General features: G+C 40.4%; 19 protein-coding genes, 8 tRNA genes and 1 riboswitch. All 27 genes read right to left on the reverse strand.

Going from position 1 to position 20,899, the window contains the following annotated elements:
* Window positions 1-15 precede the first annotated feature (15 nt).
* Window positions 16-3,621 (reverse strand): DNA-directed RNA polymerase subunit beta, encoded by a 3,606-nt coding sequence (gene rpoB, locus FC56_RS06945; protein ID WP_147649718.1) that lies wholly within the window; start codon window positions 3,619-3,621, stop codon window positions 16-18.
* Between the two features lie 230 nt (window positions 3,622-3,851).
* Window positions 3,852-6,335, reverse strand: a complete 2,484-nt coding sequence (locus tag FC56_RS06950; RefSeq protein WP_056978580.1) for an ATP-dependent Clp protease ATP-binding subunit — start codon at window positions 6,333-6,335, stop codon at window positions 3,852-3,854.
* 16 nt (window positions 6,336-6,351) lie between these two features.
* Window positions 6,352-6,816: a CtsR family transcriptional regulator gene (locus tag FC56_RS06955; protein ID WP_056978582.1), complete on the reverse strand. Its 465-nt coding sequence runs from the start codon at window positions 6,814-6,816 to the stop codon at window positions 6,352-6,354.
* Between the two features lie 131 nt (window positions 6,817-6,947).
* Window positions 6,948-7,021: transfer RNA gene (locus FC56_RS06960), tRNA-Pro, on the reverse strand.
* Between the two features lie 47 nt (window positions 7,022-7,068).
* Window positions 7,069-7,142 (reverse strand) — tRNA-Pro (locus FC56_RS06965).
* 19 nt (window positions 7,143-7,161) lie between these two features.
* Window positions 7,162-7,235, reverse strand: a tRNA-Arg gene (locus FC56_RS06970).
* Between the two features lie 19 nt (window positions 7,236-7,254).
* Window positions 7,255-7,326, reverse strand: a tRNA-Gly gene (locus FC56_RS06975).
* Window positions 7,327-7,329: 3 nt separating this feature from the next.
* Window positions 7,330-7,403 (reverse strand) — tRNA-Thr (locus FC56_RS06980).
* 21 nt (window positions 7,404-7,424) lie between these two features.
* Window positions 7,425-7,506, reverse strand: a tRNA-Leu gene (locus tag FC56_RS06985).
* An 18-nt stretch (window positions 7,507-7,524) separates the two neighbouring features.
* Window positions 7,525-7,597: transfer RNA gene (locus tag FC56_RS06990), tRNA-Lys, on the reverse strand.
* Between the two features lie 3 nt (window positions 7,598-7,600).
* A tRNA-Val gene (locus FC56_RS06995) sits at window positions 7,601-7,673 on the reverse strand.
* Between the two features lie 212 nt (window positions 7,674-7,885).
* The gene (gene serS, locus FC56_RS07000; protein ID WP_056978584.1) at window positions 7,886-9,169 is read right to left on the reverse strand and encodes a serine--tRNA ligase; all 1,284 of its coding nucleotides are present in this window, start codon (window positions 9,167-9,169) and stop codon (window positions 7,886-7,888) included.
* Between the two features lie 273 nt (window positions 9,170-9,442).
* Complete coding sequence (locus FC56_RS07005; RefSeq protein WP_056978585.1) at window positions 9,443-10,081, reverse strand: deoxynucleoside kinase; 639 nt, start codon at window positions 10,079-10,081, stop codon at window positions 9,443-9,445.
* A gap of 86 nt (window positions 10,082-10,167) precedes the next feature.
* Window positions 10,168-11,208: a tagatose 1,6-diphosphate aldolase gene (locus tag FC56_RS07010; RefSeq protein ID WP_056978587.1), complete on the reverse strand. Its 1,041-nt coding sequence runs from the start codon at window positions 11,206-11,208 to the stop codon at window positions 10,168-10,170.
* Window positions 11,209-11,338: 130 nt separating this feature from the next.
* On the reverse strand, window positions 11,339-12,823 hold the full coding sequence (locus FC56_RS07015) for an amino acid permease (protein ID WP_056978589.1): 1,485 nt from the start codon (window positions 12,821-12,823) through the stop codon (window positions 11,339-11,341).
* Window positions 12,824-12,918: 95 nt separating this feature from the next.
* Window positions 12,919-13,096, reverse strand: a riboswitch (Lysine riboswitch).
* A 59-nt stretch (window positions 13,097-13,155) separates the two neighbouring features.
* Window positions 13,156-13,638, reverse strand: coding sequence for a GNAT family N-acetyltransferase (locus tag FC56_RS07020; protein WP_054670605.1), 483 nt, complete (start codon window positions 13,636-13,638; stop codon window positions 13,156-13,158).
* 41 nt (window positions 13,639-13,679) lie between these two features.
* On the reverse strand, window positions 13,680-14,345 hold the full coding sequence (locus tag FC56_RS07025; protein WP_056978591.1) for a phosphatase PAP2 family protein: 666 nt from the start codon (window positions 14,343-14,345) through the stop codon (window positions 13,680-13,682).
* A 110-nt stretch (window positions 14,346-14,455) separates the two neighbouring features.
* Entirely contained in the window at window positions 14,456-14,920 is a 465-nt protein-coding gene (locus FC56_RS07030) for a threonine/serine exporter family protein (protein ID WP_056978593.1), read from the reverse strand.
* 10 nt (window positions 14,921-14,930) lie between these two features.
* The gene (locus tag FC56_RS07035; protein WP_056978595.1) at window positions 14,931-15,689 is read right to left on the reverse strand and encodes a threonine/serine exporter family protein; all 759 of its coding nucleotides are present in this window, start codon (window positions 15,687-15,689) and stop codon (window positions 14,931-14,933) included.
* Between the two features lie 8 nt (window positions 15,690-15,697).
* Window positions 15,698-16,345 (reverse strand): metal-dependent transcriptional regulator, encoded by a 648-nt coding sequence (locus FC56_RS07040; RefSeq protein ID WP_056978597.1) that lies wholly within the window; start codon window positions 16,343-16,345, stop codon window positions 15,698-15,700.
* Between the two features lie 16 nt (window positions 16,346-16,361).
* On the reverse strand, window positions 16,362-17,276 hold the full coding sequence (locus tag FC56_RS07045) for a cation diffusion facilitator family transporter (RefSeq protein ID WP_056978599.1): 915 nt from the start codon (window positions 17,274-17,276) through the stop codon (window positions 16,362-16,364).
* Between the two features lie 380 nt (window positions 17,277-17,656).
* The gene (locus FC56_RS07050; RefSeq protein ID WP_054670594.1) at window positions 17,657-17,881 is read right to left on the reverse strand and encodes a MerR family transcriptional regulator; all 225 of its coding nucleotides are present in this window, start codon (window positions 17,879-17,881) and stop codon (window positions 17,657-17,659) included.
* Between the two features lie 62 nt (window positions 17,882-17,943).
* Window positions 17,944-18,351, reverse strand: a complete 408-nt coding sequence (locus FC56_RS07055; protein ID WP_056978601.1) for a hypothetical protein — start codon at window positions 18,349-18,351, stop codon at window positions 17,944-17,946.
* Entirely contained in the window at window positions 18,341-18,469 is a 129-nt protein-coding gene (locus FC56_RS08260; RefSeq protein ID WP_263862244.1) for a hypothetical protein, read from the reverse strand. Before FC56_RS08260 ends, FC56_RS07055 begins: the two co-directional genes overlap by 11 nt.
* 49 nt (window positions 18,470-18,518) lie before the next feature.
* Window positions 18,519-19,109, reverse strand: coding sequence for a GNAT family N-acetyltransferase (locus FC56_RS07060; protein WP_056978603.1), 591 nt, complete (start codon window positions 19,107-19,109; stop codon window positions 18,519-18,521).
* A 78-nt stretch (window positions 19,110-19,187) separates the two neighbouring features.
* Entirely contained in the window at window positions 19,188-19,913 is a 726-nt protein-coding gene (locus tag FC56_RS07065; protein ID WP_056978605.1) for a DUF1003 domain-containing protein, read from the reverse strand.
* Window positions 19,914-19,965: 52 nt separating this feature from the next.
* Window positions 19,966-20,892 carry an RluA family pseudouridine synthase gene (locus FC56_RS07070; protein WP_225425423.1) on the reverse strand — a complete coding sequence of 309 codons (927 nt, stop codon included), beginning with the start codon at window positions 20,890-20,892 and terminating at the stop codon, window positions 19,966-19,968.
* Window positions 20,893-20,899: the final 7 nt, after the last annotated feature.

Consider the following 20,899-nt stretch of genomic DNA (forward strand, 5'->3'; position numbering starts at 1 on the left):
TTCAACCTCCCTTGGTTAATCATTATTGCTAGTATTGGTTGATTCCGTCTCATTTACGCTGCTATCTACAGGGGCTTGGACTGGTTGATCAGCTTCCGCCTTCTTTTCAGCAGCTTCGCTAATGGCGTTAACATTGATTACGTCATCATCATCTTCATCAAGATCACGTAATTCAATTTCGTTATTACCATTGTCAAGAACCTTCATATCCAAACCTAAAGCTTGTAATTCCTTAACTAATACTCGGAATGATTCAGGCACACCAGGCTTTGGAATTGGTTCGCCCTTAACGATGGCTTCATAAGTCTTAACCCGACCTACCACGTCATCAGACTTGTAAGTCAAGATTTCTTGCAAGGTGTAGGCAGCCCCATAAGCTTCAAGGGCCCAAACTTCCATTTCACCAAAACGCTGGCCACCGAATTGAGCTTTACCACCAAGTGGTTGTTGAGTAACTAATGAGTATGGTCCAATTGAACGAGCATGGATCTTATCGTCAACCATGTGGGCCAACTTCATGTAGTGCATAACCCCAACGGCAATTCGCTTATCAAATGGTTCACCAGTTCGACCATCATAAAGAACGGTCTTACCATCGTCAGCCATCCCAGCTTCCTTAACTGCAGCCCAGATATCTTCATCTCGAGCCCCATCGAAAACTGGAGTAGCAATGTGAATTCCCAATTTACGAGCAGCCATTCCCAAATGAATTTCCAACACTTGTCCGATATTCATACGAGAAGGCACACCCATGGGACTCAACATAATGTCGATTGGAGTTCCATCTGGCAAGTATGGCATGTCTTCTTGAGGGATAACAACGGAAACGGTACCTTTGTTACCATGACGACCGGCCATCTTATCACCAACTTGAAGCTTACGCTTTTGAGCGATATAAACTCGAACCATCTTGTTAACACCTGGAGAAAGTTCGTCACCATTTTCGCGGGTGAAGACCTTAACGTCTTGAACAATCCCGCCGCCTCCATGAGGAACCTTAAGAGAAGTATCCCGAACTTCACGAGATTTTTCACCAAAGATAGCGTGAAGAAGTCGTTCTTCGGCAGATAATTCAGTAACCCCTTTTGGTGTTACTTTACCTACTAAAATGTCACCATCATGAACTTCAGCACCAACCCGGATAGTACCGGTTTCGTCCAAGTTCTTAAGAGCTTCTTCACCAACGTTAGGAATTTCCCGAGTCATTTCTTCAGGTCCTAACTTAGTGTCACGAGTTTCTGATTCGTATTCTTCAATATGAATTGAAGTATAAACGTCATCTTTAACTAACCGTTCGTTAATAGCAATGGCATCTTCGAAGTTATAACCTTGCCAAGTCATGAAGGCAACCACTGGGTTTTGACCCAAGGCTAATTCTCCGCCTTCCATTGATGGACCGTCAGCTAAAATTTCGTCATTTTCAACTCGATCGCCAACCTTAACGATTGGACGTTGGTTGTAGTTTTTACCACCGTTTGAACGGCGGAATTTCATTAGTTTGTAAGTGTCTAACGCACCATCATCGCGACGAACTCGAACTTCACGAGCGTCCACGTATTCAACGGTACCATCGTGACGACAAATTAAAGCAACCCCGGAATCGTGCGCAGCTTTATATTCAATACCAGTACCAATCAATGGAGCATGAGGATCAAGCAATGGAACAGCTTGACGTTGCATGTTGGCCCCCATCAAGGCCCGGTTAGAGTCATCGTTTTCCAAGAAAGGAATACATGCAGTGGCAACAGCAACTACTTGCTTAGGAGAAACGTCCATGTAGTCAACGTTATCAATGCTAGTTTCGATGTTGTTAGATTGGGCACGGGCCATAACCACATCATTAACAAATGAACCATCATCGTTTAATGGTGAGTTAGCCTGGGCAATAACAAAGTTATCTTCTTCGTCGGCAGTTAAGTAGTCGATTCGGTCAGTAACTTTATGAGTGTTCCAATCAACACGACGATATGGAGTTTCAATAAAACCATACCGGTTAACTCGAGCATAACTAGAAAGACTGTTAATCAAACCGATGTTAGGTCCTTCAGGAGTTTCAATTGGACACATCCGGCCATAGTGGGTGTAGTGAACGTCTCGGACTTCATATCCGGCACGGTCACGAGTCAAACCACCAGGTCCCAAGGCAGACAAACGACGTTTGTGAGTTAATTCGCCTAATGGGTTAGTTTGGTCCATGAATTGAGACAATTGTGATGAACCAAAGAATTCTTTCACGGAAGCAACAACTGGTCGAATATTAATCAATTGTTGTGGGGTTACAGTAGCGGTATCTTGAATTGACATCCGTTCTCTAACTACCCGTTCCATTCTTGAAAGTCCGATTCGGAATTGGTTTTGTAATAATTCACCAACTGAACGAATTCGACGGTTACCCAAGTGATCGATATCATCAACACTACCAATACCTTCTTGTAGGTTAAAGAAGTAGTTCATAGAAGCGATAATATCAGCAGGAGTAATATGCTTGTAGTCGATGTCGATATTATCGTTACCGATAACTGGCACTACTCGTTCAGGATCATTTTCAGATTGAACTTTGATAATTTGAACCGTCATTGGTTCAGTAACAACAGCTTCTTCAGAAGGGTTGAATGTGTATGCTTTGAAGTCTTTGTTGTCCAAGAATGGAGCCAATACCTTCATTGCATCCTTATCAATTACAGTTCCCTTTTGTAAAATAACTTCCCCAGTTTCTGGGTCGGCAAGGGTTTCTGCAAGAGTCAAGCCAAGCAAACGAGTCTTCAAGCTTAACTTCTTGTTAGTCTTGTAACGACCAACTGGAGCCATGTCGTAACGCTTAGGATCGAAGAATCGAGCGGTCAATAAGCTCCGAGATGAATCGGCAGTCTTAGGTTCACCTGGCCGCAAACGTTCGTAGATATCCTTCAAGGATTCTTCAACTCGAGAATCATCAGTATCCTTATGAACATCTTTGTCTAAAGTTAATTCCAAACTGTCGTTAGTGCCCAAAATATCAATGATTTCTTGATCACTACCAAAACCTAATGCCCGGACTAACTCAGTCAACGGAATCTTACGGGTCCGATCAATTCGAACGTAAGAAATATTCTTGGCATCTGTTTCAAATTCTAACCAAGCACCCCGGTTAGGGATGATAGTAGTACCGTAAGATACCCGACCATTTTTATCGGTATCTTCATGGTAGTAAACCCCTGGTGAACGAACTAATTGAGAAACAATAACTCGTTCAGCACCATTAATAATGAAGGTCCCTTGTTCAGTCATCAATGGGAAATCACCAAAGAAAACGTCTTGGGTCTTGATTTCACCAGTTTCATGGTTAGTCAACTTCAACGTAATGTGCAATGGAGCAGAATAGTTAGCTTCGTGTTCACGAGCTTCTTCTACCGTATATTTAGGTTCGAGCAATTGGTAACCAACGAATTCTAAAGAAAGCTTTCCTTGGAAATCGTCAATTGGCATAATGCCTTCAAAAGTTTCTTTTAAGCCTTCATCCAAAAACCAGTTATAGGAATCGGATTGAATCTCGATCAAATTAGGTAGATCAAGGACTTCTTTAATTCGTGCATAACTTCGTCGGGTACGGTGTTTACCATATTTAACTAAGTGTCCTGCCAAATTTTTCACCTCTCCAAATTCTTGTCAGCTCGAAATGTTACAATTTGATTACATTTTGTCTTTTAGGCCTGTTTTGCCGGTTTAATGGCAAAAAAAATCCAAAAACAAGCTAAACTTGCTTTTGGTTTTTTATGCAGGCCAGCCCGGACAATAGATCGCGTTGACCATTTCGATTCACAATAAATACAGAATATAATATATCATTTTTAACGACTAGCGTCAAGACTTAACTACTTTGCATCAGAAGTTGCTTTAGCAGTTGTACTAGTTTTATCAGTGTGCTTAATTGCAATCGTAACCTTACCGTTACGACCACCAATTGTAATGACGTCCCCTACTTGAATATCGTTGGTTAACAACTGTTCACTCAATTGATCTTCAACTTGAGACTGAATAGCCCGCCGAATTGGTCGAGCACCAAATTCAGGATCATAACCTTCCTTAGCAATCACGTCCACAGCTGTTTTGGTAATCCGAACCGTAACCCCTTGAGCTTCTACCCGACTCTTAAGAGGCTTAAGCATCAAGCGAACAATTTCATGAATTTCGGTTTCAGTTAGCGAATGGAAAATTACCGTTTCATCAATTCGGTTCAAGAATTCTGGCCGGAAGCTTTGCTTTAAAGTAGCCAGGATAGTTGACTTCATCGCATCGTAGTCAGCCTTTGCGGTTTCATTACCAAAGCCAACCGTCTTCTTGTCCCGTAGCGTTGTTGCTCCCAAGTTAGAGGTCATGATGATAATCGTATTACGAAAATCAACTCGCCGGCCCTTAGAATCGGTTAAGAATCCATCGTCTAATACTTGCAGTAACAAATTAAAGACATCCGGATGCGCTTTTTCTACTTCGTCCAATAAAATTACCGAGTAAGGCTTTTGCCGGACCTTTTCAGTTAATTGACCGCCTTCGTCGTAACCAACGTAACCAGGAGCAGAACCAATTAACCGACTAGTGGAGTATTTTTCCATGAATTCGCTCATATCAACCCGAATCATGTCATCTTCAGAGCCAAAAACAGCTTCGGCCACTGCTTTAGCCAATTCGGTTTTCCCTACCCCAGTAGGTCCTAAGAACATAAATGAGCCAATTGGCCGGTTCGGATCTTTTAGACCACTACGAGCCCGCCGAATAGCACGAGAAACTGCTGAAACAGCTTCATCCTGTCCTACTACCCGCTTGTGTAATACTTTTTCTAAGTTCACTAACCGTTGAGCTTGGGTAGCAGTTAATTGAGCGACAGGAATGCCAGTCCATTCTGCTACTACTTCGGCTACATCCTTAGCGGTTTCCTTCGTCACAAACTTAACCTGACTGTTATCAGCTTGTTCCGCTTGTCTTTCAGCCTTCTTTTGAAGTTGATCGGCTTGTTTTCTAATTTGAGTAGCTAATTCATAATCTTGATCGATTAAAGCTTGACTCAAGGCGTCCATCAATTCGGTTAATTTGGGTTTTTCAGTAACCGTTGGTTGGTTCCCCATTTTATCAATTCTAACCTTGGCTGCAGCTTCATCCATTAAATCAATGGCTTTATCGGGCAAGAACCGATCACTAATATAACGGTTAGATAGATTAACTGCAGCATCAATGGCATCATCAGTAATTTGAACTTTATGATGTTTTTCATACTTAGGCCGTAGTCCCATCAAAATCGCTTTAGTATCTTCAACTGATGGTTCAGCCACCATTACTTTAGCAAACCGACGTTCCAATGCCGCATCAGCTTCAATATACTTTTGGTATTCATCTAATGTAGTGGCCCCAATCATTTGGAGTTCGCCACGAGCTAGCGCGGGCTTCAAAATATTAGAAGCATCGATAGCACCTTCAGCTCCACCAGCCCCAATTAAGGTATGCAACTCATCAATGAAGAGGATTACATGTCCATCATTATAAATTTCTTCAATTACTTTTTTCAGCCGATCTTCGAATTCGCCTCGGTACTTAGTACCCGCTACCAATGATCCCATGTCTAACATCATCAGTCGTTTATTAGCCATATCTTCAGGAACATCACCAGTCACAATACGCTGTGCTAATCCTTCAGCAATCGCAGTTTTCCCTACCCCGGGTTCTCCAATCAGTACCGGATTATTCTTAGTTCTGCGGGCTAAAATTTGGATCACCCGTTTCACTTCTTTATCCCTACCAATAGTCGGATCTATCCGATCTTGACGGGCTAATTCAGTTAAATCACGGGCTAACGAGTCCAAAGTAGGCGTTCCCTCTTCGGCCTGCTGTGGTCGTTGACTGTTTCTAGTGGCAAAAGCTTTACCACTAACTCCCATCTTTCTAAGCGTTACTTTTCGTAAATCAGTAATGTTAACCCCTAGGTTAATTAGAATCCGAGAAGACAAAATGGTTTCATCGGTTAGTAGAGCTAGCAAAATATGTTCAGTTCCTAGTTTGGGAACCCCATTACGTTGTGCAAAATCACTAGCTAGATCTAAAATGTTTTTGGCTTTAGGTGAGTACGGTAAATAGTCATCTCGGTCAAGGCCAGTTAAATCGCCATAACCAGCGAAGCGTTCAATTTCTTCGCGCACGTCAGTAGCACTAATGGCAAACTGGTCTAAAGCCTTGTAGGCAATTCCGTTTTGTTCCATTAATAACCCTAATAAAAGATGTTCCGTACCAATTGCTTGGTGCTTATAGTACTTAGCTTCATCCTGGGCAAAATTCAAAACGTTTTTGGCGCTTGGAGTAAGATTATTCAATTGATAGCCTCGCTTTCTACTTTTCGTATCGTAAATGGTTCAATATTGATACTAATACATTGGCTCGCATTACTTCAGTTAAATCATTGTCGACATCATACGCGTTTTTATCAACTACCGCTAGGATAATGTTGGCTTCTCGTCGATCAATCAATCCATTTTCGTATAGGGTTTTAACAATCGTTTGTCCATCACGTTGCGACAGGCGATTACCAATCCCACTGATCAAAGCATCCAAGACTTCCCCATCATCTAATAGGTTAGCCTTTTCAATTCGAATATAGCCACCGCCACCTCGTTTACTTTCAACAATGTAACCATTTTGAATGGTAAACCGAGTATTAATTACATAATTAATTTGGGATGGCACCACGTCGAACAATCCAGCAATCTCAGATCTCCGAATCTCAATTTGATTGTTTTCGGCCAAAATTTCCTTTAAGTAACGTTCAATCAGGTCGGAAATATTTTTCCCCGCCATCTCATCATCACCAATCTTTGACTAATATTGACTATTATTATACGAAACTGGGACAAAAAAGCAATGATTTATATTGGAACAACGAAAAAAGCAGACCTAAAGTCTGCTTAACCAATGTATTAATATCAAAATCGGGAAAACAAGATTTGAACTTGCGACCCCTACGTCCCGAACGTAGTGCTCTACCAAGCTGAGCTACTTCCCGAAGTACTATACCTAATATAGCACAAAATTGATAAATTCAAAAAAATATCGGGAAGACAGGATTCGAACCTGCGACCCCCTGGTCCCAAACCAGGTGCTCTACCAAGCTGAGCTACTTCCCGAAAAAATGACACAAAAAAATGCACCCAGTAGGAGTCGAACCTACAACCTTCTGATTCGTAGTCAGACACTCTATCCAGTTGCGCTATGGGTGCAAGGTTATTAAAAAGAAAAAGCGGAAAACGGGATTCGAACCCGCGACCCCCACCATGGCAAGGTGGTGCTCTACCACTGAGCTATTTCCGCATATGCCGACTAGACGATTCGAACGCCCGACCCCCTCATTACTAGTGAGGTGCTCTGACCAACTGAGCTAAGTCGGCAAAATATAAAAAATGAACCAATGCGGGCGAAGGGATTCGAACCCCCACGTCATAAGACACTAGAACCTAAATCTAGCGCGTCTGCCAGTTCCGCCACGCCCGCAAAAGTTAAAACTGGCAATGAGCCGTGACAGGCTCGAACTGTCGACCCTCTGATTAAAAGTCAGATGCTCTACCAACTGAGCTAACGGCTCATATGGAGGATACAGGGTTCGAACCTGTGACCCCCTGCTTGTAAGGCAGATGCTCTCCCAGCTGAGCTAATCCTCCATTTACAACTATAATCAAATGGCAGGAACATCCATAAGACAACTATTAAATAGTAACATTACCAGTTCTAAAAGTCAAATACTTTTTATAAAAAATTATAAGTAAGTTGTTTGAACTTTTTCAACAAAAAATATTATATCGTATCTCTAGCCATTTGACTAGTCTTTTTTATAAAAAAAGCAAAATCGATATTCGATTTTGCTTTTGCGTGATTAAACTTGCTTTTCAATTTTAGTCATTCCATGCATATAAGGGCGAAGAACTTCTGGAATCGTAACGGTTCCGTCTTCATTTTGGTAGTTTTCCAAAATGGCTGCTACTGCCCGACCAACTGCTAATCCAGAACCATTCAATGTGTGGATAAATTGAAGCTTGCCGTTTTCATCCCGGTATTGAATATGAGCCCGACGAGCTTGGAAGTCGGTAGTGTTAGAACAACTAGAAATTTCGCGGTAACGTTCTTGGGCTGGGAACCAGACTTCAAGATCGTGAGTCATTGCCGCAGTGAAACTCATATCACTAGTGGTTAAAGTAATCACATGATATGCTAACCCCAATTTTTCTAGCAATTCACCTGCATGATCAGTAAGCTGCTGTAACGCATCCCAAGATTCATCAGGTTTAGTAAACTTAACCATTTCTACCTTATTGAATTGGTGTAACCGAATCAATCCCCGAGTATCCTTACCGGCACTCCCAGCTTCTGAACGGAAAGCTGGAGACAAAGCAGTTACCGAGATTGGTAATTTTTCTTCCGGAATCACTTCATCACGATAATAGTTAACCAGTGGAACTTCCGCAGTTGGAATCATGGTTAGATCACTATCTTCAATTTCATAACCAGCATTATTTTCTAGGAACTTAGGGAATTGACCAGTGCCATACATAGAGTCAGCATTGACCATGTATGGAGTAATCATTTCAGTATAACCGGCCTTAGCATTTTCATCTAAGAAGAAATTATAGACGGCTCGTTCTAAAAGCGCACCAGCTCCTACGTAATAAACAAACCGACTACCCGATACCTTAGCAGCCCGTTCAAAGTCCAAAATGCCTAAATCTTCACCGATTTCATAGTGAGGCTTAGGAGTAAATCCTAGTGGTTTAATTTCCCCCACTTTTTTGATTTCTTCCGCACCTTCTTCAGTTAAACTAACTGGTACTCCATCAGCAGGTAGATTGGGTAGGTGAGCAGCTTTGCTTTGTTCTTGATCATCAATCTCAGCTAATTGTGCATCTAAATCTTTGATTTCAGCCCCTACTTCTCGCATAGCGGTAATAGCTTCTGAAGCATCTTCCTTGTTACGTTTCAAAGTAGAAATTTGATCAGAAACTTCATTACGCTTAGCTTTTAAGGTTTCTGAAGCTACAATCAATTCCCGCCGTTTTTGGTCTAGTGCCAATAACTCATCAATGGCTTCAGCAGGAACTCCTCGAGTAGCCAATTTTTCTTTAACAAAATCTGGTTGTTGCCGAATTAGTTTCATATCTAACATGTGCTTTCCTCCTAAGATAAATAACAATATACAAAAAAGGACCCTCGTCGTTGGGACGAAGGATCCTTTTTCGCGGTACCACCCAAGTTCTCAGCCTAAGCCAAGCCCTCAAATGATAACGGTCATTAGCCGTGCAGCATTACCTGCCCGTTTGATGTACTGGAATTTTCGATAGCAATTCTCACCAACCATTGCCTCTCTGAAATCTACTTGATAGGTACAAACGTTTAATTTTCTTGATTATAACTCAATTAAAAGGTGCTTAGCAAGCCCTTAAATACCCAGTTTAACGATTTGGTCATCAATCATCTGTAGCACTTGGTTACGATCGGCTTCGTTTTCTACAAAGTCATACTTGTCGCCATCAATTTGCATTTTGGCAGATTTATCATAACTTTGGTACCAATCATCATAACGTCGATTCAAATCTTTGTAGTATTCAAATAAAGCTGGGTCGTTTTCAATTTGTTCATAAGAGCGGCCGCGCTTTTGGATTCGACTTAACATTGTGTCAAAGGAGATATTGATGTGAATTAACAGATCCGGATTTTTAGTATTAGGAGTATCTGGTAATTCTTGCATCATATTTTTAAGTAATGAATCATAAATTTGAACTTCAGTTTCAGTAGCCCGCCCCAAATCGGCGTTCAAATGAAAGAGTAGTGAATCTTCAAAGATTGAACGGTCCAACACGCTTTCTGGATTATTCCAAGCATGCTTAATATCATCCATTCTCCGATTCAAAAAATCGATTTGGAGTAAGAAAGCATACTTTTTAGGATCCTTATAAAATAAGGGTAAAATTTGATTGTCATCTACAGATTCATAATAAGCAGGGGTCTGTAAGTGATCAGAAAGCATGTGAGTTAAAGACGTTTTTCCAGCGCCAATTGTTCCGGCTAGTACAAGCATTTCAACATTCTCCTTTGTTTCGTGTGTCATAAGCAACACAACATATTGTACTAGTTTCTGACCATGGTCGCAATATCTGGGCAGAATTATTTAATGTCTGGCCGTTCAATGATTTCGATTTCATCCTTACCACCATACATATCATACCAAGGGGTGGCATTAGCGGATAAAATTTCTTTAAGATCCATCACATTTTGGGTTCCTTTATGTTCTAGCCAGTCAACTAAACCAGCCTCACCATCCTTAGCGTAAACATTAATACCATCTCGCCAGGTTGCTCGACCACTTAAAACACCAGAAAATTTGGTTCCCACACTACCAGCCAACTTGAGTTGCCGTTGGAATACTGGAGTAGGAACTCCTGCACTTAAGAAAATAAATGGCCGAGTAGCTGCTGCACTAAGTTCGCGTAAGTAGCCCTTTACTTCTTCTTCTGTATAGGCATATTCTCCATCATCATTCCATTCCTTAACAAATTTAGGATTAAATGGCATTTCCATTTTTAAAACGTCGATGTGGTACTTGTCTTGAGTGAACTCTTTCATAGCCTCGATTACCATTTGAGGCTTTTCTTTAGCAAATTCAATGGAGTCACTAGCATAACGATCGTCATAGGTTACCACTTCAAAGAAAGTAGGAACGTCTACTGCCAGTGCTTCAGTACCATATCGTTGAGAAAAAGCCTGCTTAGTTCGATTAATATCATCCGTATCATTGGTGTTTAAGTAAAGCAAAACTTTAAGTGCGTCCGCCCCTTCTTCTACCATAATTTGAGCAGACTGATTTTGAATTAACTTAGGCAAGCGGCCGGGAGTATCAACATCATATCCAGTTTGTTCATAAGACATTATAAGCCCCGTAGCAGGATCTTTAGCCTCAATGCCTTCAAATCCCATCTGAGCATCCAATAAAATTGCTGAGCTAATTGGACTTAAAACTTGAGAAACTAACTTCTTAAAATCATAAACCATCTTCATAGAAAATGGCTTGCCGTTATCAGCGGCAGCTTGCTTCATCATTTTGACTAATGATCCTCGTTGATCGAGTGCAAGAGCATCAATAACTCCGTCTTCGTTAGCTAACTTTTGCATCCGGTTAAACTTTTGTTTCGTCATTACTTTTGTCATAAACTTAGCTCCTTAATTCATATTTATACCAATTGGTATCATTGTAGCAAAAAAGCGTTAACACTTCCAACCATTTAGCCTTTCGCAATAAAAAAAGCCCATCCTCATGGGATAGACCAATTTTAAAAAATTACTTATCTTCGGTTAATTTTCCTTCAGTTCTAGTAGGAGACACGTCCACTTCATCTAATGGAATAATCTTAGTATGATGACGAATCTTATAGCCTAGATACAAAATAATTACCAGCGGTACACTCATATAGGTAACTAGAATTTGTTGCCAATCAAAGTGCGCAAAAGCACTCGGATCCTGACCAACGATTACCAACACGCATAGGATTAAACATAATACCGGTCCAAATGGGAACCACTTAGCATGATACTTCAATTCGCTAAGTGAATGTCCCTGCTTGATAAACGCGCGACGGAACCGGAAATGAGAAATAGCAATCCCAAACCAAGCGATAAAGCCAGTCAAACCAGATGCGGCCACTAACCACATGTAAATATGTGGACCTGCAATACTAGAAATAAAGGTTATCGAGGCTACCAACGTCGTAACGATTAACGCCCGGTAAGGAATACCATTTTTACCAGTTTTGCTTAATGCCTTGGGAGCAAATCCCCCGTTAGCCATAGAATACAACATCCGAGTAGAAGCGTACATTCCAGAGTTAGCTGAGGAAATAACGGCGGTTAAAATAACAGCGTTCATCACACTAGCAGCTGCAGCTAAGCCAGCCCGTTGAAATACCAACGTAAATGGGCTAATTGCAACGTCTGTGGCACTAGAGCCTAAAAGAGAATGACTAGTATAAGGAATCAAGGCGGCAATTACAAAAATAGCAAAAATATAAAAGAGAACAATTCTCCAAAAAACATCCTTAATTGCTTGAGGGACACTCTTTTCTGGATCTTCAGATTCACCAGCAGTAATCCCAACTAGTTCTGTTCCTTGAAATGAAAATCCAGCTACCACGAAAACACTGATAATTGCAGGAATTCCACCAACAAACGGAGCTTTTTGGTAAGTAAAGTTTCTCATCCCTACAAAGTGACCACCCATGATACCAAAGATGGTTAACACCCCAACGGCCAAAAAGATAATTACAGTCACTACTTTAATAGCTGACATCCAAAATTCAGCTTCCCCAAAAGTAGATACTGACATCGCATTGATCAACACAATTAATACTAATGCGATGGTACTCCAAATCCAAGATGGCGTGTTAGGTAACCAAAACTTCATTACCAGAGCAACCGTACTAATATCAACGGGAACCGTGATTGCCCAGTTAAACCAATAATTCCATCCCATTGCAAACCCTAAAGCCGGATCCACGTATTTACCAGCATAGGCAGCAAATGAACCAGAAATAGGCATGTTAGTCGCCATTTCTCCCAAACTAGTCATCAAGAAATATACCATGATGCCCATTAAGCCATAGGCGACTAACGCTCCTCCAGGGCCTGCCTCACTAATCGCTGAACCACTAGCGACAAACAACCCCGTTCCAATACAACCACCCAGGGCAATCATAGAAACATGGCGGGTCTTTAGTCCCCGCTTAACTTCGGTGCTTTGCTGATCAACATTTCTTGTCTCTTCATCCATTACACAATGACCTCCTAAAATCGGAAGCATCTAATCTGCAAAGAAAAAAGATCCCTCTCCAAGAATATGGAAAGAGACCTTAAAAGTTTCTTCATATCTCAGATAGCACTCCGTAGTTATGAACTACGACAGTCCTTGACCTATTCAGCCAAGACCCAACTACCAATTTGAAAAGCAAATGGTAATTTCGGCAAACGCTCCTTTGACTAATCCTCACAGCTGCTTTTCCAGCTCCGATTAGCTACTAATATTGTCTGCGCCTCTACATCGAATTTCATTTAAATGTTTGTCAATATTATAACGTTCCTTCTTCAATAGCACAAGTAAAGAACTCAAAAATTAGCTAGTTTGTACATGTTAACTTTCGTGTCGGCAAATGGCTCCGTATATTCATCCACTAATTGAAAATCAAGTCCGATCAATACCCGTTGAGAGGCCTGATTGTCAGGCAGAGTTTCTGCCCAAAGTGTCTTATTTTTTAATGGACCGGCCAATACTTGTCGTAGCGCATCCGTCATAATTCCTTGATTCCAATAATCCGGGTGTAAGAAATAAGAAATTAACAAATTAGCTTCATCTGGTTGGCCTTGACTTCCTACCATAGGAGCCCAATTAATAATGCCAATCACCTTTTTTTCAACTTCAATTCCCCAAACAGTTTCAAATTCTAATTGGTGTTGCAAAATTTGACTAGCTTGCTTTTCAGTTTCAATAGTTCCCAATTTAGCACCCGCTTGGACTGCCGGTTGTTTTACAATTTGAAAATAGTCAGCTTGATCTTGTAACGTTAAGGGCCGTACCATGATTGCTTTCATAATTTCCTCCAAATAAAAAAGGACGGTTCCCCATCCTTAGCTTAATATTTCGACTTGTTCAGTAGTGGCCAGTTAGCAATTTTCGGTGCTACTATTGGATATAAATTTTCAGCTAGCAACAGCCAAGTATAACCAATTACCACTGCGCCGATCGTATCAGTAGGATAATGGGCGTTTAGATATACCCGAGATACCATGAGTAAAAACATCACTACTACTATTAAGATTTTAACAATAATCCTGGTAGCCTTTTTTTGGATTAAAGGTACTACCACGATCCATAACACTGCCAAAACGATAAATGCTCCCAATGTATGACCACTTGGATAACTGTAGCCATCATCTGCGGCTAAATGCAATTCGGGACGTGGCCGTTGCACGATATTTTTGACTAAAAACCCGATTATATCGGCACCAGCTAACGTTGCTAGCCCCCAAAGCGCTGGAATTCGATAATGAAAGCCCCATAAAAAGAAAGCAATCACTAACATCCAGAAAATATCTAAGGATGGACTAAACAAGAAAGTAATTCCACTATAGAAGTGTTCCCAAAATGGACTGGGAGATTTTTGAATTTCAGTAATTCCTATCGAATCCAAAAATGTTAGGTAACCGAAATTGGCCTTAACAAGGGCCGTTAATATAATAGCAAACACAAAACTAACTATCAATTTAGCAGTCCGGTTGCCGTCGCGATCAATCATCATAGTTAATTCAAACCTCTCCCTTCAAAATCACTTAGAGTATACCATAATAGATTTGTTGAAAACCGATTTGGTGTCTAAGCTTAACCATTTATTGAGAATCTGTAATTAAATTACATTTTCTTACGAAACGCTACTCGGTAAGTTGTCACCTGGTGAACGATTCGTAAAATAGTTTCCGCAGCGATAAAGCCTAAAGCAATAGAACCAGCAATCCAAATTACCTGAGTCGCATAGTTCCACGCTTCGGAGTAATGACCAGTAGCAAAATTTTTGATTAATTCGTAAGCTTGTCCTCCGGGAACCAACGGGACTAACCCAGGAACGTCGAACAAAATACTAGGCATTCGCATAATTCGCGCAACTATCATAGCAAATACCCCTAGCGCCATAGCCCCACTAAAATTAGCGATACCAATACCAGTATTAGGTAACGAATCAACTAAGTAGTAACTCCCCCAGCCAACTACCCCACTAATTCCGGCTAAATTAAGGGCTCGATATGGCAAATTCACGATGAGTCCAAATCCCACTCCAGCAAGGTAAACACATCCGATTTTAAGAATTAAAAATACCATTAGTTACCTCCTAGAAAAAATGCAAGCCCACGGCTACACCGAAACCCAATGCACTGGCACTAATTAACGCTTCGATTCCTCTAGCTGGGCCACTCACCAGATTACCAGCTAATAGGTCACGAACTGCGTTGGTTAACGGGATTCCCGGTACTAACGGCATTAAACTACCAATTACGATGTCATCCATGTTGTGGCCCCAACCAATATTTACCAATAAAGCCGCTAGCCCAGCAATCATAAACGCCGCTGCAAATTCACTCAAGAACCGAATATTAACGTACCGATTTAAAAAGTAAAACAAGATCCACGCTAACGCTGCTACTAAACACGACGGCAAAAAATCAATCCAGTTATTCCGAAAAACTACTACTAGCGGTCCGCTAACCAAAATGGCCCCAACAATTTGAATTCCCAGCGGAAAGAAATCGTTTTGCACTTCAATTAATTTTAGCTCATCAAAGAAGACGGGGATAGTAATCTGGCCGCTAGCAAATTGTCGGGATAGTTCATTTACCTTGGCAATTTTAGTTAAATTAAAGCTCCGCCTTTTAATGTCAATTACCCGTCCGGCAATATCAGGGTTGGCAGACATAACAATCGCCGTTACCGTAATATACGCATTAGCGTTTCTCAATCCCGCATTTTGAGCGATTCGATAAATAATATCATCCACCCGTTGCATGTCGGAACCACTTTCAATCATTATCTTGCCAGCCAACAAACAGGTATTAATCACCAGTTGATAATAATGCTCATTTTCATTTTTCATTGCATCACCTATTTTACAAAAATATAATGAGAAGCCTTATAGCCAATAGTAACCACCGCTCCATCACTTAGCCGTTTAATTTCCACTGCGCCCTCAAAGGAGTCGTGATCTAAAATTAAAATTTTATCGTTTAAATGCAAGTGAATTTCACTTAAATAAGTTAAGAAATCATAGTTATCAATAAACCGAGCAATTGTATATTCATGCCCTACTTCGGCATCGTTCAACACCAGGTGGGTATCTTCAGTGTACAACCCATCCTTGCTAGGAATTACTCCTCCGTGAGGACAAGTAGTCGGATTCCCTAAATAATTGTCTAGATGATCGATCATCTTATCACTGGTAACGTGTTCTAATTTTTCAGCTTCTACATCCACATCCGGCAAATCAAATTTTAATTCCCGGTTTAAGAATACTTCCCATAAACGGTGTTTGCGAACCAATTCTTCTGCGTAGTCAATTCCCTTTTCAGTGAGTTTTACCCCTGAATATGGTTTGTGAGTAACAAAGTTATCGGCTAGTATTTTATTCACCATCTCGGTTACAGAACCAGCAGCTACATTAAGACTGATCGCAATTTGCTTATTGCTGACCATCTTAGTGGCTCCCCCTAATTCAAAAATGATTTTGAGGTAATCCTCTTTCATTGGCGTCATTTAATTAATCTCCTGTTTATGGTATATCTTTTCCCTGATCATATATTATATCCTGGTTGACTCCTCGACTAGCTTCAGCCTGGATCGTAACGTGACAAACTCCGTACTTAGTTTTTAAGATTTTAGTGATTTGATCATAAATTACTTCAGCCTTACTAATCTTCATGTCACTAAGGTTAACGTGAACTGAAACAATAATATTATTTTCATCAATTAACCACGCATGTAAATGATGGACTCCTTTGACATCAGGAAGGGCCAACAAATCATTCTTTACAGCATCGAAATCAAGATTAGTGGGGGCTCCTTCCATCAAAATCTTGATAGTTTCTTTAATAATGGGAGCCGATTCATACATAATATAAATTGCTACGGCAATCGTGACTGCCGGATCGACCCAGGTCCAATTAAAAATCTGAATTAAGATACCGCCTATAATAATCGCTACTGACGATAAAGCATCGCTCATAATATGCAAATAAGTAGCCCGCATATTGAGATTATTCTTGGACCCTGAGCTTAATAACAATGCCGAAATCACATTAGCTGCTAAGCCAATCACCGCCACCGTTAACATTAACGTGCCATTAATAGGTTCGGGATGCGAAATTCTGCGAACGGCTTCAATCACCAAAATCGCACACACTAAAATCAAGGCTAATGCATTTAACAATGCAGTAATGATTTGAGCTCGTCGATACCCATATGTATTAGTTTCAGTCTGAGGCTTTCGACTTATACGATGTGCAAAATAACTAATTACGATCGAAAGCGAATCTCCCAAGTTATGAAAGGCGTCAGACAATAGTGACAAACTACCAGCCACGGCTCCCCCGACAAATTCAGCAATGGTGATCACTACATTTAAAACGGTAACCCAAAAGAAACGGCGCCCACTCATATCAGAATCAGTATGTTGGTGTTTTGTCATCTCAACCCCTCCAATCTATTCAGTTGTAATTATCGCACGGACAGTTGAGTTTTTCCAGAGTTGGTAACTAATTACCGCTGATTTTTTATGTTACCAAACATTTTTTTAAGGCACAAAAAAACGGTACGGATTACTCCGCACCGTTATTACGAATCGGTTCACCACCAGCTAAGGTTTAATTAAATTCACTTCGTTTAATATACTCGGAGACTGACCCAACCTAAGATTGAGTTCTCAAAGTGCTATTTGCTGCACCAACTTACATTCGTTCGTTAAAACAGACATTGACAAAACGACATCCAATTAATCAAAAGACCGATGAGTGAACCGATTCTCATTGTTAGAATAGCACGTCCACTTAGATTCGACAATTAATATGATTAGCCTAGCTTACAGTGCCCAATTAGTTGTTTTAATTCAGCCACCGAAGTCCCGTTGCCCACAAAGCACTGGATAACTCCCATCCAGTAATTATCGGAATCATCAAATGACATTTCGGTGCCTGAAGTACCGTTGGTAGGTAATAAACCGGCTGCAACATACTTCTCAATTTCTGCAGTCGAAACATTACATTTGGTTGCAAATTCCTCTAATGTCCACTTCATAATCGTTACCTCGAAAAAAGATTTTAACCGTATTCTACAACCCTCTGGCTAAAAGAACAAGCTTATTCTTCCACCATTCTCCAATCACCTTCAGCAGCTTTAGAGATTTGGTTAATGAAATGCAATAGTGACTGAGCTTGCTCCTCATCGTGGGCCTGTAATAAGTTTAGACCAGCCCCGGTCGTCATCGGTACGCTTAGTGAAAAATCAGTACCCTTTTCGCCGTCTTGTTCACCAGTAGCAAAAACCAACACCGTAGTTCCATCCTCAATAGTTGTAATAATAAAAAAGAGACTAAAATCATCATCTTGCTTCATATAAGCTGGCATTGCCCAAACATCATCAGCAATTTGAATTAACTCTTCATTACCATACTTATAATCTTTATGGTTAGCTTTCGTTACCGGATTAGCTAAAACAAACATCATATTATCGAATACGGGATTACCTAATTTAATATTATCTTCCATTATTTTTTCCTACCATTTCTTTTTGATTAGTTAATAAGGATAGTGCCACCATTGAAAGTACCGCGTTAGTTCCTAGTGCCGCACAGGTAATCACCATCACCGCTGTATTTTTCTTCATTAATATTCACCCTTATATTAAAAATGGCCACCCAAGGGCGACCATTAAATTAAGCATAAACTGGTTCGGAAACCGTAGCCGCTTTTTGCATATGATAATAAAGATGATCACCGATCATTTGCGTCCCCACAGTTTCAAAGCCATTTCGTTCGTATAGTTTTTTTGCGTTTGGATTTTCAAAATCAACGTTTAATCCAACCGTTTTCTTCCCATCATTCAACGCCACATTAGGCACCGTCTTTAGTAGACGACTCCCTACTCCACAGCCCTGATAGTCTGGTCGAACAGCGATTGAATCTAAGTACCATTCATCACTATTAGTTTCTGAATCAGCAATAAATGGTGTTTTAAAATCTGCACTTTGTTTTGACAAATTATAAAGAACTTGATTAATAGTTCCTTCGTTTTCGCTGGGATAACCAAACATTACCCCAACAACTTGGCCATCGGCCTCGGCCACCACGGTAGATGCTTTATCGAACAAATACGTATCTGTTTGATAAGCCTTCGTGATGACCTTGGCTAAACCAGGTTCGGGAACGTCTTCGAGTTCTTCTAATTGCATCTCGTCAAAAATAATATCAATTAACGGGGCTATCTGGCCAGCGTCGTCTGATTGTGCATCTCTAATCGTTATCAAAAAAATCCTCCTAGTAATTAAACCTTGTTATTAAAATTATTTTTACATATTACTTCTATTTACACAATTTGTCAAAAACTAGTTCTTTTTAGTTTTTTCTTCTCGTAAGTCGTCTAATTCAGTCCTAATTTGACTCAGAATTTCAATTTGAATTTTTTGAATTTCTAACGTATGTGGTAATTGGTGTTGGGTTAAATGATCCAGCTTAGCATGCAAAATTCGCAATTCATGTTCAGATTTCAAATTAACGTGATAATCATTTTCAGAATCCATCCGATCCCTATCGGCTGCCCGATTTTGGCTCATCATGATAATTGGTGCTTGAATGGCAGCCACACAGCTTAACACTAAGTTTAATAAGATAAAGGGATACTTATCGAAATTCACTCCAAATAACCCTAATCCGTTCACTAGCATCCATGCAATTAACACAAAAACAAATACCCCGATAAAGCCCCAGCTACCACCAAAACGAGCAACTGCATCAGATACTTTTTGGCCAAAAGTTAAACTCCGGCTCAAACTATCGTTAACGTCGATAATATCGTAGTCATCGCTTTCTAACGCTTTAGTCAAGCGACGATTAATCTTTTGGTTTTGCTTTAAATCGGCATTAATCAGTCCATCCACTCGTAGTAACTGATATTTAAGTAAATGATGATTGCAAATGAAATCCGTTACTTTGGCATTGGGGTAATCAGCTTTAATTAAGTTCTTAGTCGTTGCATCTAATTGTGATAGAATTACCCCTTCAGAAATTGAATACTGCCGTTGATCCACTAAACAAGTTTGCATTTCACTCATCTTTTTTCTCCTTCACTCAGTTTGTTTCTACTATAGTAAGTATAGAAGAAATTTACTCTTCCTGCGAGTCAATAAACCGAATCACTAAATCAGAAACTGATAAGTGGTTATGTTCAAAATAATTAGTTAGATCCGCCGGTAAATCAGCGGTTATTTTTTGAATTTGATTGGTAAACGGATCCATAAACTGTAAAGCCAGCGCGTGAAGAGCCTGTCGGGTCAACCCTTGATCTAACGGGCCATGGTACAATTCATCGCCAATTAATGGATGCCCTAAATGCCTAAAATGTGCTCTAATTTGGTGGGTACGTCCAGTATGCAATTGCACTTTAAGGACCGTATTACCGTTAAATTCAGCCAATTTCCAATATTCAGTAACTGCCTTTTTACCATCTGACGTTACCAATTGATCGTATCCCGTGGGACTCTTAGCTAACGGTAAATCAATTACCTCGTGATCAGATAATCCAGTTCCACTTACCACCGCTAAATACTGCTTTTGAATCTGATGATTTTCTTGTAATTGGTTAGCCAAACTATTTGCTAGTCGGTTATGGGCAACTAGTACTGCCCCACTAGTATCTCGATCTAATCTGGTAATGATATGAGGGACTAAATCCTGACTACAAGCTTTTTGCCAGTGACCTTTAATTTTATTCACTAACGTAGTTTGCCGATCGCTAGGTCCCGGGACCGACGAAACACCGGCGGCCTTATTCACCACTAGCCAATTATAATTTTCCAGAATGACTTGAATAGGAGTGGTATCGACGGTTACTTCAGGATCCCCTGTTTCGGCTGGAAAATTAACTTGAACCTTAGCGTTGGCTGGTACTTCTGCACGCTGCTTGCCATTAACTAAAATTGCTCCGGAAATTCCCTTTAGCTCAGCATACATTCGGTGACTAATGCCCTGTTGATTTAAAAAACGCTTGGTACTAATCGATTCATCAGTTGTATTAACCCAAGTAAATTTCACTGTTACC

The sequence above is a fragment of the Lentilactobacillus senioris DSM 24302 = JCM 17472 genome (genome assembly GCF_001436555.1).
Taxonomy (GTDB): domain Bacteria; phylum Bacillota; class Bacilli; order Lactobacillales; family Lactobacillaceae; genus Lentilactobacillus; species Lentilactobacillus senioris.

What these genes read in the sequence shown, in the direction of transcription:
- FC56_RS06955 (WP_056978582.1), bottom strand. Translation starts at nt 6,816, where the DNA reads ATGGCGGGGAAAAATATTTCCGACCTGATTGAACGTTACTTAAAGGAA.
- serS (WP_056978584.1), bottom strand. Translation starts at nt 9,169, where the DNA reads ATGTTAGATATGAAACTAATTCGGCAACAACCAGATTTTGTTAAAGAA.
- FC56_RS07005 (WP_056978585.1), bottom strand. Translation starts at nt 10,081, where the DNA reads ATGCTTGTACTAGCCGGAACAATTGGCGCTGGAAAAACGTCTTTAACT.
- FC56_RS07010 (WP_056978587.1), bottom strand. Translation starts at nt 11,208, where the DNA reads ATGACAAAAGTAATGACGAAACAAAAGTTTAACCGGATGCAAAAGTTA.
- FC56_RS07015 (WP_056978589.1), bottom strand. Translation starts at nt 12,823, where the DNA reads ATGGATGAAGAGACAAGAAATGTTGATCAGCAAAGCACCGAAGTTAAG.
- FC56_RS07020 (WP_054670605.1), bottom strand. Translation starts at nt 13,638, where the DNA reads ATGAAAGCAATCATGGTACGGCCCTTAACGTTACAAGATCAAGCTGAC.
- FC56_RS07025 (WP_056978591.1), bottom strand. Translation starts at nt 14,345, where the DNA reads ATGATGATTGATCGCGACGGCAACCGGACTGCTAAATTGATAGTTAGT.
- FC56_RS07030 (WP_056978593.1), bottom strand. Translation starts at nt 14,920, where the DNA reads ATGGTATTTTTAATTCTTAAAATCGGATGTGTTTACCTTGCTGGAGTG.
- FC56_RS07035 (WP_056978595.1), bottom strand. Translation starts at nt 15,689, where the DNA reads ATGAAAAATGAAAATGAGCATTATTATCAACTGGTGATTAATACCTGT.
- FC56_RS07040 (WP_056978597.1), bottom strand. Translation starts at nt 16,345, where the DNA reads ATGACGCCAATGAAAGAGGATTACCTCAAAATCATTTTTGAATTAGGG.
- FC56_RS07045 (WP_056978599.1), bottom strand. Translation starts at nt 17,276, where the DNA reads ATGACAAAACACCAACATACTGATTCTGATATGAGTGGGCGCCGTTTC.
- FC56_RS07050 (WP_054670594.1), bottom strand. Translation starts at nt 17,881, where the DNA reads ATGAAGTGGACATTAGAGGAATTTGCAACCAAATGTAATGTTTCGACT.
- FC56_RS07055 (WP_056978601.1), bottom strand. Translation starts at nt 18,351, where the DNA reads ATGGAAGATAATATTAAATTAGGTAATCCCGTATTCGATAATATGATG.
- FC56_RS08260 (WP_263862244.1), bottom strand. Translation starts at nt 18,469, where the DNA reads ATGAAGAAAAATACAGCGGTGATGGTGATTACCTGTGCGGCACTAGGA.
- FC56_RS07065 (WP_056978605.1), bottom strand. Translation starts at nt 19,913, where the DNA reads ATGAGTGAAATGCAAACTTGTTTAGTGGATCAACGGCAGTATTCAATT.